We start from the raw sequence: 13,977 nt of genomic DNA, 5'->3' as shown, positions 1-13,977 counted from the left end.
GGTGTTACGGATGGGGGGCGGCTCAGGCGTTACGCCTCGCGATGGAGCAGGCGCCGAATTTGATGCCCGCGCCCGCAGTGCCGCAGTTGGCACCGGACGATAGCAGGCTCTCGAACGCGCGCTTATCCCGGCCCTACCCCTCACGTCGAAGACCCCATGTTCTCGGGCGTCTTGCCCGCGGACGAGTCCGGTTCGACGTAAAGGATCTTGGTCTTCATGTGGACACGGATCTGCGCCGCGACCCACACGAGCGTCGCGGCCATCAACGAGGCCGCGAAAGCCCTCGGGTTGAACAGTGTCGTGTTCTGGAACGCGGCGACGAAGACGAAGAGCAACAGCAGTTCGGTCGTGTAGAGCACCAGACCCATGGCCTGGAACAGATGCGGCATGGACTTCGCCGTGCGCTGCAGAACGCCGAGTCCGATCCCCATGAAGAGGATCACCACCAGCGTTCCGACCGCCGCACCGATCGCTCCCTTGCCGCCGGCGAGCGCAGCACTGACGGCGACGGCGACAACACCGGCGGCGGCAGTGGGCACGGCGGTGTGGAGGAGAGTCCGGGCGTCGTTGGACGGCATGGCGGTTACTCCGCGTGGCAGGGGGTGGTCAGTGGTCGTCAGGGACGAGCGTAGGCCCGGTCCGAGTCGTTACTTCCGGCCGGAGGACCGTGCTACTCAGGTCCTTCGGCCTCCTCACCGGGCTTCGTGAACGGTATCACAAACTATTTGATGAGGTCTTTACTCAGAAAGTGTGCCAGCTGTCACACATGAGGGTTAATCCGCGCGTGTGTGCAGATCATCACGGCGGTTTGTCTGCTATAGGGGCATCTGTGTCGGCGCGGCTAACGCGGCGAGTCGGCCCGGTCCCGATCCGTGAAGCGCGAACGGGGGCCGACCGCTGTCGCCCCGTTGACGCCGGAGACGCCCACGGACACCGAGGCCCGTTCGGGCTCCGGAGAGGCCATCTGCGAGCCTCCGTGGTCGTGTTGGCCGTGCGGGGCGTCCTCGCTCTCCGTCGCGCTGCCGACGGCGTCCCCGTGCCGGCGGCGACGGTAGCGCGGCGGCACGAAGGACTCCGCCCAGTGCGGGGCTCGCGGGGTGAAGCGCGGCATCAGCAGCAGGACAAGACCCACGGCGCTGAGCCCCACGATCACCAGCACGATCCAGAGCGAGGCGGAGTGCACGGAGTAGCCGACCGCGCCGAACGCGATCAGCGCGGACCAGAAGTACATGATCAGCACGGACCTGCTGTGGGAGTGCCCGATCTCCAGCAGCCGGTGGTGCAGGTGCCCGCGGTCGGCCGCGAACGGCGACTGGCCGTTCCAGGTGCGCCGCACGATCGCGAGGATCAGGTCGGCGGCCGGGATGGCGATGATCGTCAGCGGGAGCAGCAGCGGGATGAAGACCGGCAGCATCGCGTGGGTCGCCTGCCGCTCGCTGCCCTCGAACAGCTTCATCGCGTCCGGGTCGACCTGGCCGGTGACCGAGATCGCACCGGCGGCCAGCACGAGGCCGATCAGCATGGACCCGGAGTCACCCATGAAGATCCGGGCCGGGTGCATGTTGTGCGGCAGGAAGCCGAGGCACATCCCCATCAGGATCGCGGCGAAGAGCGTCGCGGGGGCGGCAGCCTCGATCCCGTACCCGTACCAGAGCCGGTAGGTGTAGAGGAAGAACGCCGCGGACGCGATGCAGACCATGCCGGCCGCGAGGCCGTCCAGGCCGTCGACGAAGTTCACCGCGTTGATCGTGATCACGACCAGCGCGACCGTGAGCAGCGTGCCCTGCCACTGGGTGAGGGCGACGGTACCCAGTCCCGGGATGGGCAGCCACAGGATCGTCAGGCCCTGGATGACCATGACCGCGGCGGCGATCATCTGCCCGCCGAGCTTGATCAGGGCGTCGAGCTCGAACTTGTCGTCCAGGACGCCGATCAGCCAGATGAGGGCGGCGCCGGAGAGCAGGGCTCTGGGTTCGTTGGAGAGCTCGAACACGCTGTTCAGGTTGAAGAGGTGGTCCGCGACGATCAGTCCCGCACACAGTCCGCCGAACATGGCGATGCCACCGAGCCGAGGTGTCGGTTCCCGGTGTACGTCGCGCGCACGGATCGCGGGCATCGCCCCGATCGCGATGGCGAACTTCCGCACCGGCCCGGTCAGCAGATAGGTAACCGCTGCCGTGACACAGAGCGTCAGCAGGTAATCACGCACGGGCTGCCCCACAGAATTCGCCGGCCATCTCAGCCCCACACCCTAGTCTCCACAGCAAGGACACCGAGCCACGGGTGTTGGTTGCACATACCTCATCCACACCGCCTACCCGGGATACGGCGGATTGCGCTCGGCCAGTCCGCGCACCTCCGCCCGCAGCCGGCCGGCGTCGCCCTCCTCCCGTACGGCGGCGCCGAACAGCGCGGCGATCCGCGCCATGTCGTCCTCGTCCATGCCCTGGGTGGTGACGGCCGCGGTGCCGAGCCGGATCCCACGCGCGTCCCCGTACGGCAGGGCGCAGGTGTCCAGGACCATCCCGGCGGCCATGAGCCGGCCACGGGCGACGCGGCCGTCGACGCCCAGCGGGGCGGGGTCCGCGACGACGATGTGGGTGTCCGTACCGCCCGTGGTGACCTCGAAGCCCTCGGACTCGAGGGCGGCCGCCAGGACCCGGGCGTGTGCGACGACCCGGTGGGCGTAGACCGCGTACCCGGGGGTCGCCGCCTCGCCGAACGCGACGGCCTTCGCCGCGACGGTGTGCATCTGGGCGCCGCCCTGGGTGAACGGGAACACGGCGCGGTCGATGCGCTCCGAGAGCTCGACGCCGCACAGGATCATGCCGCCGCGCGGTCCGCGCAGCACCTTGTGCGTGGTGGCGCAGACCACGTCCGCGTAAGGGACCGGGCTGGGCGCCGCTCCCCCGGCGATCAGCCCCATCGGGTGGGCGGCGTCCGCGATCAGATAGGCGCCCGCCTCGTCGGCGATGTCCCTGAACTGCTCGTAGTCGGGGTGCCGTGGATAGGAGATCGAGCCGCAGACGATCGCCTTGGGGCGCCTGGCCCGGGCCAGAGCGCGTACCTGGGCGTAGTCGATGAGCCCGCTGTCGGGGTCGACTCCGTAGCCGACGAACTCGAACCAGCGTCCGGAGAAGTTCCCGGGGGCTCCGTGGGTGAGGTGCCCGCCGTACGGGAGTCCCATGGCCAGCACCGTGTCGCCGGGGCGCAGCAGCGCGGCGTACGCGGCAAGGACGGCGGAGGAGCCGGAGTGCGGCTGGACGTTGGCGTGCTCGGCGCCGAACAGGGACATGGCCCGCCGGACGGCGGCGCGCTCCACGGCGTCGGCCTGCTCGCAGCCGCCGTGGTGCCGGGCACCGGGGTACCCCTCCGCGTACTTGTTGGCGAGCGGGGAGCCGAGGGCGGCGAGGACCGCGGGCGAGGTGAAGTTCTCGGCGGCGATGAGCTGGAGGGTGCTCGACTGGCGGCCGGCCTCGGCGAGCAGGATGCCGCCGATCTCCGGGTCCTGGCGGAGCAGGGCGCCGAAGTCCTGCGGCACGGCGGTGTCGGACGGGGAGGACGGTGGCGCGGCCGCGCGGGCGGCTGGAGTGGTGACCGGCATCGAGGGCTCCGGGCCTGGAGGAGGGGGGTGCGTGGCGTCAGATCCAATGTAGGCCCGTCCCCGGGCGCCTGCCCGCTGCCGGACGCCCCTCTACGCCGGTCGGCGCACCACGGTGCGGTGCGCTGGGCCGACGGTGGCTCAGTGGGGGGCGCGTACCCCGGTGAGCGCGGTCATGACGGGGTCGAGCGCCTGGCTGATCTCGTCGCCGACGGAGCGGAAGAAGGTGATCGGGGCGCCGTACGGGTCGTAGACCTCGTCGGCCTCCGCGGTGGGGGCCAGGAGCCAGCCGCGCAGGGCCGCCGCGGCGCGCACCAGCGCGCGGGCGCGCTCGACGACACCTTCCTCGCGGGCGTCCGGGAGGGTCGCGGGGTCTATGGCCCGCACCAGCCGGGTGAACTCCTTGAGGGTGAAGGTCCGCAGACCCGCCGAGTGGCCCATGGAGATCACCTGGGCGCGGTGGTCCCGGGTGGCGGTGAGCACGAGATCGGCGCGGATCACGTGCTCGTCGAGGAGTTCGCGGCCGACGAAGCCCGTGGCATCGGCCCCGAAGTCGGCGAGGACGACCTCCGCGTTGGCCTCCATGGGCGCGCCCTCGTGCCCCCAGGTCCCCGCGCTCTCCACGATGAGGCCGCCGCTCAGCGGATCGCCGAGGCGGTCCACGAGGGCATGGCGGGTCAGCCGCTCGGTGATGGGCGAGCGGCAGACGTTGCCGGTGCTGACGTGGAGGATGCGGAAAGTGTCGTGCCGCCCCGCTATGCCACGCCCCTCAGGGGCGGTCAATTGGCCACCTCGAGGTCGGGTACCACCTTGCGGAGCTCCTCGACCGTGAGGGCGCCCGCCCTCAGGAGTACCGGGATCCTGCCGGTGACGTCGACGATCGAGGACGGCACGATGCCGGGGGTCGGGCCCCCGTCGAGGTAGACGGAGACGCTGTCGCCGAGCATCTCCTGGGCGGCGTCGCAGTCCTCGGGAGAGGGGTGTCCGGTGAGGTTGGCGCTGGAGACGGCCATCGGGCCGACCTCCGTGAGGAGTTCGATGGCGACGGGGTGCAGGGGCATCCGGACGGCGACGGTGCCGCGGGTGTCGCCGAGGTCCCACTGCAGCGACGGCTGGTGCTTGGCGACGAGCGTGAGGGCCCCGGGCCAGAACGCGTCGACGAGCTCCCAGGCCTGCTCGGAGAAGTCGGTGACCAGGCCGTGCAGGGTGTTCGGGGAGCCGATCAGGACAGGGGTCGGCATGTTGCGGCCGCGGCCCTTGGCGTCGAGGAGGTCGGCGACGCCCTCCGAACTGAAGGCGTCCGCACCGATCCCGTACACGGTGTCGGTGGGCAGCACGACCAGTTCGCCGCGGCGGACGGCGGACGCGGCCTCACGCAGGCCGGTCGTACGGTCGGTCGCGTCGTTGCAGTCGTATCGCCGTGCCATCAGCCGGCCTCCTCGGACATGTACGGGTAGGGATCGTGCGGTGCCGGTGTCCCGGTGGTCACGGCATGGCCTTGCGTGCCGTCGCGAACCGGGGCCGCCTGTTCAGGTCGGGGTGGTCGGCCGCGTCGGCCCATCCCCGTTCCTCGGTGAAGATCCACGGAACCTGGCCGCCCTGGGTGTCGGCGTGCTCGATGACGACGAGCCCGCCGGGGCGGAGCAGACGGTGAGCGGTGCGTTCTATGCCGCGGATGGTGTCGAGGCCGTCCTCGCCGGAGAAGAGCGCCATCTGCGGGTCGTGGTCGCGGGCCTCGGGCGCCACGTACTCCCACTCCGTGAGCGGGATGTAGGGCGGGTTGGAGATGACCAGGTCGACCTGGCCGTCGAGCTCGGGAAGGGCGCTCAGGGCGTCGCCGCGGTGGACGGTGACCCTGGACCCCTCGGCGTTCTTCCGCGTCCACCTCAGGGCGTCCTCGGACAGCTCCACGGCGTGCACGCGTGAGCGCGGCACCTCCTGCGCCATGGCGAGCGCGATCGCGCCCGACCCGGTGCAGAGGTCGACGATCAGCGGTTCGACCACGTCCATCGCGCGTACGGCGTCTATCGCCCAGCCGACGACCGACTCGGTCTCCGGGCGCGGCACGAAGACGCCGGGGCCGACCTGGAGTTCCAGGTAGCGGAAGAAGGCCCGGCCGGTGATGTGCTGGAGCGGTTCGCGGGCCTCACGGCGGGCGATCGTCTCCCAGTAGCGGGCGTCGAAGTCGGCGTCCGGCACGTGGTGCAGCTCGCCCCGCTTGACCCCGTGCACGAACGCGGCGAGTTCCTCGGCGTCGAATCGCGGTGAGGGGACACCGGCGTCGGCCAGCCGCTGGGTGGCCTGGGCCACCTCGGCGAGCAGCAGGTTCATCGCGGTTCTCCGTACGGGTTCACGGGCGGGGCGGGGCGGCGGGGCTTATGCGGCGGCGAGCTTGGCGGCGGAGTCGGCGTCCACGCAGGCCTGGATGACTGCGTCGAGGTCACCGTCGAGCACCTGGTCCAAGTTGTACGCCTTGAAACCGACGCGGTGGTCCGAGATGCGGTTCTCCGGGAAGTTGTACGTCCGGATCTTCTCGGAGCGGTCCACGGTGCGCACCTGGCTGCGGCGTACGTCGGAGGCCTCCTGCTCGGCCGCCTCCTGGGCTGCGGCCAGCAGCCGGGACCGCAGGATGCGCATGGCCTGCTCCTTGTTCTGGAGCTGGCTCTTCTCGTTCTGGCAGGAGGCGACGACACCCGTCGGCAGGTGCGTGATGCGGACGGCGGAGTCCGTGGTGTTGACGGACTGGCCGCCGGGGCCCGAGGAGCGGTAGACGTCGATGCGCAGGTCGTTGGCGTGGATCTCGACGTCGACCTCCTCCGCCTCGGGCGTGACGAGCACACCGGCGGCGGAGGTGTGGATGCGGCCCTGCGACTCGGTGGAGGGCACACGCTGCACACGGTGCACGCCGCCCTCGTACTTCATCCGGGCCCAGACGCCCTGGCCGGGCTCGGTGGCGCCGTTGCCGCCCTTGGTCTTCACGGCGACCTGGACGTCCTTGTAGCCGCCGAGCTCGGACTCGGTGGAGTCGATGATCTCGGTCTTCCAGCCCACGCGCTCCGCGTAGCGCAGGTACATGCGCAGCAGATCGCCGGCGAAGAGGGCGGACTCGTCGCCGCCCGCGCCCGCCTTGATCTCCAGGAGCACGTCCTTGTCGTCGCTGGGGTCGCGCGGGACCAGGAGCAGCCGGAGCTTCTCGGTGATCTCCTCGCGCTGCTTCTCCAGGACCTTGACCTCGGCAGCGAAGTCCGGGTCGTCAGCGGCGAACTCGCGGGCGGTGCCGATGTCGTCACCGGTCCGCTTCCAGGACCGGTACGTGGAGACGATCGGGGTCAGCTCCGCGTAGCGCTTGTTGAGCTTGCGCGCGTTGGCCTGGTCGGCGTGGACCGACGGGTCGGCGAGCTTCTTCTCGAGATCGGCGTGTTCACCGATCAGTTCCTCGACCGCCTCGAACATCTTCGGGCTCCTGGTTTCTGCGTCATACGTCTGCGGGCCTGCTGATCAGTGTGCTGCCAGTACCGCGCGCGGGGGCGCACCCGGCCGCACAGCCGGAAAAACGCCGGTCCCGGCGCCCCGTTGGAGGGCGTCGGGAACCGGCGCAGTGGCTCGCTACTTGCTGGCGGAGCCGGCGGCCTTGCCGAAGCGGGCCTCGAAGCGGGCCACACGGCCGCCGGTGTCGAGGATCTTCTGCTTGCCCGTGTAGAACGGGTGGCACTCGGAGCAGACGTCGGCGCGGATGGCGCCGCTGTCGAGGGTGCTCCGGGTGGTGAACGACGCACCACAGGTGCAGCTGACCTGCGTCTCGACGTACTGGGGGTGAATCTCGCGCTTCAAGGTGTCTCCTAGGTTCGGGAGGGCTCCGGGTCGTTCGCGCGGATTGCGCGTCCGTGAACCGGGGCCGACGTACCAGTCTGCCAGGACCGGCCGTATCTCCCAAAACGAGGACCCGGCCGTGTGTATTCCCGTGCGTACGGGGAACGTTCCGCGACCGTTCCGTGACGGAAGGTTCGCGGGAGGTGCCCTCAGCGGACGACTTCTCCGGCCCCGCCCTTGTCGCCCGCGGACTTCGCCGTGGCGGACTTCGGGATCGGCTTGTCCTGCTTGAGGGCCGCCCAGACCTGCCCGTCGGCCTTCTCCTGGGGCAGCACCCGGTTCGGGTCCTCGGGGTCGTACTCCACGGGCAGGGTGACCATGTCGACGTTCTTCGACCCGAGACCCTTGAGCCCGTTCGCGAAGCCGGTGAGCTTGTTGACCGAGGCCAGTTCGGAGTCGGTGGTGACGGTCTTTGTCGCGGTGTCCGCGAGCCCGAAGAGGGTCTTCGGGTCCGAGAACACACCGACGCTCTTCGCCTGGTCCATCAGCGCCTTGACGAACGCCTGCTGGAGCTGGATGCGCCCCAGGTCACTGCCGTCGCCGACGCTGTGGCGCGTACGGACGAGGCCGAGTGACTGCTCACCGCTCAGGGTGTGGGTCCCGGGCTTCAGCGCGAGATGGCTGTCGGGGTCGTCGATCGCCTGCGAGGTGGTGATCTTCACGCCGCCCAGCTCGTCGATGAGCTTCTTGAACCCGGTGAAGTCGACCTCGACGTAGTGGTCCATGCGGATGCCGGACATCGATTCCACGGTCTTCACCGCGCAGGCGGGCCCGCCGACCTCGTAGGCGGAGTTGAACATCGTCTGCTGCTCCGCGCCGACCTGTTCACCGGTCGTGTCGCTCGTGCAGGCGGGACGGGTGACGAGGGTGTCGCGCGGGATCGAGACCACGCTCGCGGAGGTGTGGCCCTCGTTGACGTGGACGATCATCGCGGTGTCCGCCCGCGCGGACCCCTGGTCGGCGCCGTACTGCGCGTTGGCGCCGGAGCGGGAGTCCGACCCCAGCACGAGGATGTCCTGCGATCCGTCGTCCACGTCGTCGGGACGCTCGGCTCCGAGAGCGGCGTCGATGTCGACGCCCTTCAGATTGCCGTTGAGCGTGAAGTAGGCGTACCCGAGCCCGGACCCTCCGACGACCACGAGGGCGGCGGCGCCCCAGAGGGCGATCCTCTTCACCCTGCGGGCCCGGGACGGCGTCCTCCGGCGGCTGCCGGTGCCGCGTATTCGGCCGGTGCCCCTGCTCTGCTCGCTCATGCGCTACCTCTCCCGCTTGTCGCTCTCACCCCCTGCCGTGGTGCACGGGCGCGGTCCGGCGTCACTCGGTGGGACGACCGGAGCAGCGAGAAGCGTTGCACAACGGGATGAGGCCGCCGCCGGGCGGGAGGAACGTCGCAGAGAGCAGTTGAGCCGGCCGGTAACCCGGCGCCCACCTGGTGTTTCGGGCGGACGCAGGGTGGCCGCTCCAGGGGGCCGGGACCACGGCGCGTGTGGCGAAGATCGCACCCGGGGGGGGGTTCGTCACTCCCCGTCGCGGCGGGCACGTCCTGAGCGGCCGCCCTCACCTCGGTACCGGAGCCACGTCGCCGCCGGTGCACTGCCGACGGTGGGCGGATGCGCCGGACCGCGCCTGCGTCCGGCGGACCGGAGGCGCGCCCGGTCATGTGGGCCTGCGGGGCAACTCCGCGACACCCGTACTCGGTTGCCACCCCGTCATGACTGATGCCCCGTCACTTTCGTGGCGGGGCATCAGTCATGTGTGCGCGGACGCAGTGACGTCAGTCGTTGTTGCCGCTGCCCGGCGTCGTCTTCTGGATCTGGAGCAGGAACTCCGCGTTGGACTGCGTCTTCTTCATGCGGTCCAGCAGCAGCTCGATGGCCTGCTGCTGGTCGAGGGCGTGAAGCACCCGGCGCAGCTTCCAGACCACGGCCAACTCGTCGGTGCCCAGGAGGATCTCTTCCTTACGGGTGCTGGACGCGTCGACGTCCACCGCCGGGAAGATGCGCTTGTCCGAGAGCTTCCGGTCGAGCTTGAGCTCCATGTTGCCGGTGCCCTTGAACTCCTCGAAGATCACCTCGTCCATGCGCGAGCCGGTCTCGACGAGCGCGGTGGCCAGGATCGTCAGCGAGCCGCCGTCCTCGATGTTCCGCGCGGCACCGAAGAAGCGCTTCGGCGGGTAGAGCGCGGTCGAGTCGACACCACCGGACAGGATGCGGCCGGAGGCCGGCGCCGCCAGGTTGTAGGCACGGCCCAGACGGGTGATCGAGTCCAGCAGGACCACCACGTCGTGTCCCAGCTCCACGAGGCGCTTCGCACGCTCGATGGCGAGCTCGGCGACCGTGGTGTGGTCCTCGGCGGGACGGTCGAAGGTCGAGGAGATGACCTCGCCCTTCACCGACCGCTGCATGTCGGTGACCTCTTCCGGACGCTCGTCGACCAGGACGACCATCAGGTGGCACTCGGGGCTGTTGACCGTGATCGCGTTGGCGATGGCCTGCAGGATCATGGTCTTACCGGTCTTCGGCGGGGCCACGATCAGGCCTCGCTGGCCCTTGCCGATCGGTGCGACCAGGTCGATGATCCGGGTGGTCAGGACGTTGGAGTCGGTCTCCAGACGGAGCCTGTCCTGCGGGTACAGCGGGGTGAGCTTCTGGAACTCCGGGCGGCCGCGGCCGCTCTCCGTGCCGTTGACGGAGTCGAGCCGGACCAGCGCGTTGAACTTCTCACGGCGCTCGCCGTCCTTGGGCTGGCGCACCGCACCGGTGACGTGGTCACCCTTGCGCAGGCCGTTCTTACGGACCTGTGCGAGCGAGACGTACACGTCGTTCGGGCCCGGCAGGTAGCCGGAGGTACGGATGAACGCGTAGTTGTCGAGGATGTCGAGGATGCCCGCGACGGGGATCAGGACGTCGTCGTCGGCGACCTGGACGTCGGTCGCGAAGTCGTCGCGGCCACGACGGCCACGGCGGTCGCGGTAACGGCCGCGCCGGCCGCGCCGGCCGCCCTCGTCGTCGTAACCGTCGTCCTGCTGGCCGCCGCCGCCCTGCTGGCCCTGGCCCTGGTTCTGGCCGCCGCCCTGCTGGCCCTGGCCTTGGCCCTGTCCCTGGCCCTGACGGCGTCCGCCGCCCTGCTGGCCCTGGTCGTCGCCCTTGCCGCGGCGGTCGCGCTGGCGGTCCCGGCGGTCACCGCGGTCACCGCGGTCACGGTCCTGGCGGTCGCCACGACGGCCGTCCTGGCGGTCACCCCGACGGCCCTCGGCGTTGTCCGTGGCGGACTCCGCCTTCGCGTCGGCCTTCGCCTCGCCGCGCTCGTCGGCGCGGTCCTGACGGCCTTCGCCCTTCGACTCGGTCTTCGGCTCGGCGTGCGCCTCAGTCTTGGACTCGGCCTTGGTGTCGGGGCTGCCCGCCTGCGCGGTCGCCCGGCGACGGCGGCGCTCACCCGTGGGCTGCTCGTCGCTGGCCGGCTGCCCGGGGATGTCGATCTGCTGCTGGGCGGCGGCCTTGTCGGCGTCCGGCGCGGCAGCGGTCTCGTCACCCGTGCGCGTCTTGGACGTGGCACGACGCTTCGGCTTGCTCCCGGCGTCCGTACCGGCGGATGCGGCGGCCTTGGGGGCGGGCGCGGAGGATCCTCCGGCCTGCGCCTCCTTGATGACCTCGATCAGCTGGCTCTTGCGCATACGCGCGGTTCCCCTGATACCGAGGCCGGACGCGACCTGCTGCAGCTCGGCCAGGACCATGCCATCGAGGCCGGTGCCGGAGCGGCGGCGCCGTGCGGTGGTGCCAGTGGCAGCACCTTCGGCGGGCACGGAGCTGTCGACGCTCTTGTCGGCAGTCACGCCCATCAGATCGGTGGTGTCGCTCACGAAGGGTCCTTCCCTGGAGCGGACGTCGGCCTTCTGGCTCGGCGACCGGTTGTGCTGTCCGACTGCGGTCTGTTGATCGTGTCGATCGCGGACCTTGCCGGGGCGGTGGTCCGCCGGGTACGGCGGAGAGATGAATGTGCGGGGTTCCGGCGCGAGATCCCCCTGCTCGGCCCACTCCTGGACGAGCAAGAGGGTGTCGTGCCGGTTCCGGAGCGTGCTCGAAAGCTCAGGCAGGCTGCTCTGGCAGTCGGGGAGGCTCACGGAAGAGTGGTGGTCCCGGAGCGGGACACGAAGCAACGCGCCACGAAGACGTCCATTGCTGACTTGAGGTTAACACTACCGGCTCCAACAAACATTCCCCCTCTCTTGCACCGGCAATCACGTGCGATTACGCAGCGAGCGGCAGCACGCTCGCACCCGTGGCGTCGAGGGCAAGCCTGTTCGCGGTCCAGCCCTCACCTGCCAGCCGGGCGACCTTGTCGGCCGAACCCTCGTCGGTCAGCGCGAGCACGGTGGGCCCGGCGCCGGAGATGACGGCGGGGACGCCGTCGGCGCGCAGCCGGTTCACCAGTTCCACGCTCTGCGGCATCGCGGGGGCCCGGTACTCCTGGTGGATCCGGTCCTCCGTGGCGGAGAGCAGCAGTTCGGGTCGCCTGCTGAGGGCCTCGACGAGCAGGGCCGCGCGGCCGGCGTTGGCCGCGGCGTCCACATGGGGGACGGTGCGGGGCAGGAGGCCCCGGGCGGTCTCGGTCAGCACCGGGGTCGCCGGGACGAAGACCACGGGGACGACGGAGTCCGCGGGGTCCATCCGGATCGCCTTGGCGGCACCGCCGTCCATCCAGGCGAGGGTGAATCCGCCCAGGAGGCAGGCGGCGACGTTGTCGGGGTGCCCCTCGATCTCGGTGGCCAGCTCCAGCAGGGCGGCGTCGTCGAGACGGGCCTCGCCGCCGGTCGTCACGGCGCGGGCGGCGACGATCCCGGCGCAGATGGCGGCGGACGAGGATCCGAGGCCACGGCCGTGCGGGATGCGGTTGGCGCAGACGATCTCGAGGCCGCGGGGCTGTCCCCCGAGCAGGTCGAAGGCCGTGCGCAGGGAACGTACGAGCAGGTGGTTCTCGTCGCGGGGCAGCGTCTCGGCGCCCTCACCCGCGATGTCGATGTGCAGCCCGGAATCGGCGACCCGGACGACGACGTCGTCGTAGAGCCCCAGCGAGAGGCCGAGGGCGTCGAAACCCGGGCCCAGATTGGCGCTGGTTGCGGGGACGCGCACCCGGACGGCGGCGGCTCGGAACGCGGGACCGGCCATCGGTTGGACGACTCTTCCTGTACGGCGGCGGGGATGTGGTGCAGGGTGTTTCGAACGGGCGTGGGGTGTCGTTGTGCGGAGGACGGGGCCCGGCGGACACGACGGCCACAGCACCGCGGCGGATGCGGCGGGGCGGGTCGACCACAGCTTATCGAAGGAAGGTTCTGTCGCGACATAGGGCGCACAGGAGGCGCACGATGCGTGTCGCGCACCTCCCATGCGCTCTCCGCCCCGGAAGGGCGGTTGAGCTGCGGCAAGGACCGGTTACGCGAGGCCCAGCCGCTCGGCCGCGGCCGCCGCGTCGACCGGGACCGTGACCGGCTGCGGGGCACCCGCGACGGCCCAGTCGGGGTCCTTCAGCCCGTTGCCCGTGACGGTGCAGACGATCTTCTGGCCGGGGTCGACCTTGCCCTCTTCGGCGGCCTTGAGCAGACCGGCCACGGACGCGGCCGAGGCGGGCTCGACGAAGACGCCCTCCTGGGAGGCCAGCAGGCGGTAGGCCGACAGGATCTGACGGTCCGTCACGGAGTCGATGAAGCCCCCCGACTCGTCCCGGGCGTCCAGCGCGAACTGCCAGGACGCCGGGTTGCCGATGCGGATCGCGGTGGCGATGGTCGCCGGGTCCTTGACGATCTCGCCGCGGACGATCGGCGCGGAACCGGACGCCTGGAAGCCCCACATCCGCGGGGTGTGCGTGGAGACCGCGTCCTTCGCGTACTCCTTGTAGCCCCTCCAGTAGGCCGTGATGTTGCCCGCGTTGCCCACCGGCAGCACATGGATGTCGGGGGCGTCACCGAGCGCGTCGACGATCTCGAACGCGGCGGTCTTCTGGCCTTCGATGCGGACCGGGTTGACCGAATTGACCAGCGCCACCGGGTAGTTGTCCGAGAGGCTGCGGGCGAGGGTCAGGCAGTCGTCGAAGTTGCCGTCGACCTGGAGGATCTTCGCGCCGTGGACGAGTGCCTGCCCCATCTTGCCGAGCGCGATCTTGCCCTGCGGCACGAGCACGGCGCAGACCATGCCCGCGCGAACGGCGTACGCGGCCGCGGAGGCCGAGGTGTTGCCGGTGGAGGCGCAGATGACGGCCTGCGCGCCCTCCTCCTTGGCCCGGGTGATCGCCATGGTCATGCCGCGGTCCTTGAACGACCCGGTGGGGTTGGCGCCCTCGACCTTGAGGTGCACCTCGCAGCCCGTGCGCTCGGAGAGGACCTGAGCCGGAACGAGCGGCGTGCCGCCCTCACGGAGTGTGACGACCGGCGTCGAGCCCGTGACCGGGAGCCGGTCCCGGTACTCCTCGATGATGCCGCGCCACTGGTGGGTGCCCTTGCTGGTCATGGGTCC

General features: G+C 70.6%; 12 protein-coding genes. All 12 read right to left on the bottom strand.

What is annotated here, in order from left to right:
• Window positions 1-140: 140 nt before the first annotated feature.
• The 12 genes from ABZ441_RS00750 to thrC all read right to left on the bottom strand — a co-directional run bounded on the left by ABZ441_RS00750 (window position 141) and on the right by thrC (window position 13,971).
• Window positions 141-578: a hypothetical protein gene (locus ABZ441_RS00750; protein ID WP_031091489.1), complete on the bottom strand. Its 438-nt coding sequence runs from the start codon at window positions 576-578 to the stop codon at window positions 141-143.
• Between the two features lie 263 nt (window positions 579-841).
• Window positions 842-2,221 (bottom strand): MraY family glycosyltransferase, encoded by a 1,380-nt coding sequence (locus tag ABZ441_RS00745; protein ID WP_358966313.1) that lies wholly within the window; start codon window positions 2,219-2,221, stop codon window positions 842-844.
• Between the two features lie 93 nt (window positions 2,222-2,314).
• The gene (gene glyA / locus ABZ441_RS00740) at window positions 2,315-3,604 is read right to left on the bottom strand and encodes a serine hydroxymethyltransferase (RefSeq protein ID WP_358966311.1); all 1,290 of its coding nucleotides are present in this window, start codon (window positions 3,602-3,604) and stop codon (window positions 2,315-2,317) included.
• Between the two features lie 138 nt (window positions 3,605-3,742).
• On the bottom strand, window positions 3,743-4,384 hold the full coding sequence (locus ABZ441_RS00735; protein WP_358966309.1) for a protein-tyrosine-phosphatase: 642 nt from the start codon (window positions 4,382-4,384) through the stop codon (window positions 3,743-3,745).
• On the bottom strand, window positions 4,381-5,028 hold the full coding sequence (locus ABZ441_RS00730; RefSeq protein WP_031091485.1) for an L-threonylcarbamoyladenylate synthase: 648 nt from the start codon (window positions 5,026-5,028) through the stop codon (window positions 4,381-4,383). Before ABZ441_RS00730 ends, ABZ441_RS00735 begins: the two co-directional genes overlap by 4 nt.
• A 58-nt stretch (window positions 5,029-5,086) precedes the next feature.
• Entirely contained in the window at window positions 5,087-5,932 is an 846-nt protein-coding gene (prmC, locus tag ABZ441_RS00725; protein WP_031091484.1) for a peptide chain release factor N(5)-glutamine methyltransferase, read from the bottom strand.
• Window positions 5,933-5,977: 45 nt separating this feature from the next.
• Entirely contained in the window at window positions 5,978-7,054 is a 1,077-nt protein-coding gene (gene prfA, locus ABZ441_RS00720) for a peptide chain release factor 1 (RefSeq protein WP_205022357.1), read from the bottom strand.
• Between the two features lie 153 nt (window positions 7,055-7,207).
• Window positions 7,208-7,432, bottom strand: a complete 225-nt coding sequence (gene rpmE / locus ABZ441_RS00715) for a 50S ribosomal protein L31 (RefSeq protein WP_123461667.1) — start codon at window positions 7,430-7,432, stop codon at window positions 7,208-7,210.
• Between the two features lie 188 nt (window positions 7,433-7,620).
• Window positions 7,621-8,724 (bottom strand): LCP family protein, encoded by a 1,104-nt coding sequence (locus tag ABZ441_RS00710; RefSeq protein ID WP_358966304.1) that lies wholly within the window; start codon window positions 8,722-8,724, stop codon window positions 7,621-7,623.
• 521 nt (window positions 8,725-9,245) lie between these two features.
• Complete coding sequence (gene rho / locus ABZ441_RS00705; RefSeq protein WP_358966301.1) at window positions 9,246-11,330, bottom strand: transcription termination factor Rho; 2,085 nt, start codon at window positions 11,328-11,330, stop codon at window positions 9,246-9,248.
• 388 nt (window positions 11,331-11,718) lie between these two features.
• Window positions 11,719-12,636: a homoserine kinase gene (gene thrB / locus ABZ441_RS00700; RefSeq protein WP_358966298.1), complete on the bottom strand. Its 918-nt coding sequence runs from the start codon at window positions 12,634-12,636 to the stop codon at window positions 11,719-11,721.
• A 264-nt stretch (window positions 12,637-12,900) separates the two neighbouring features.
• On the bottom strand, window positions 12,901-13,971 hold the full coding sequence (gene thrC / locus ABZ441_RS00695; protein ID WP_358966295.1) for a threonine synthase: 1,071 nt from the start codon (window positions 13,969-13,971) through the stop codon (window positions 12,901-12,903).
• Between the last annotated feature and the right edge of the window lie 6 nt (window positions 13,972-13,977).

This window comes from Streptomyces sp. NPDC005752 (assembly GCF_040630715.1).
In the GTDB taxonomy this organism is placed as follows: Bacteria; Actinomycetota; Actinomycetes; order Streptomycetales; family Streptomycetaceae; genus Streptomyces.
The sequence above is the reverse complement of the archived record's forward strand: the minus strand, read 5'-3'. Positions and strand labels throughout refer to the sequence as shown.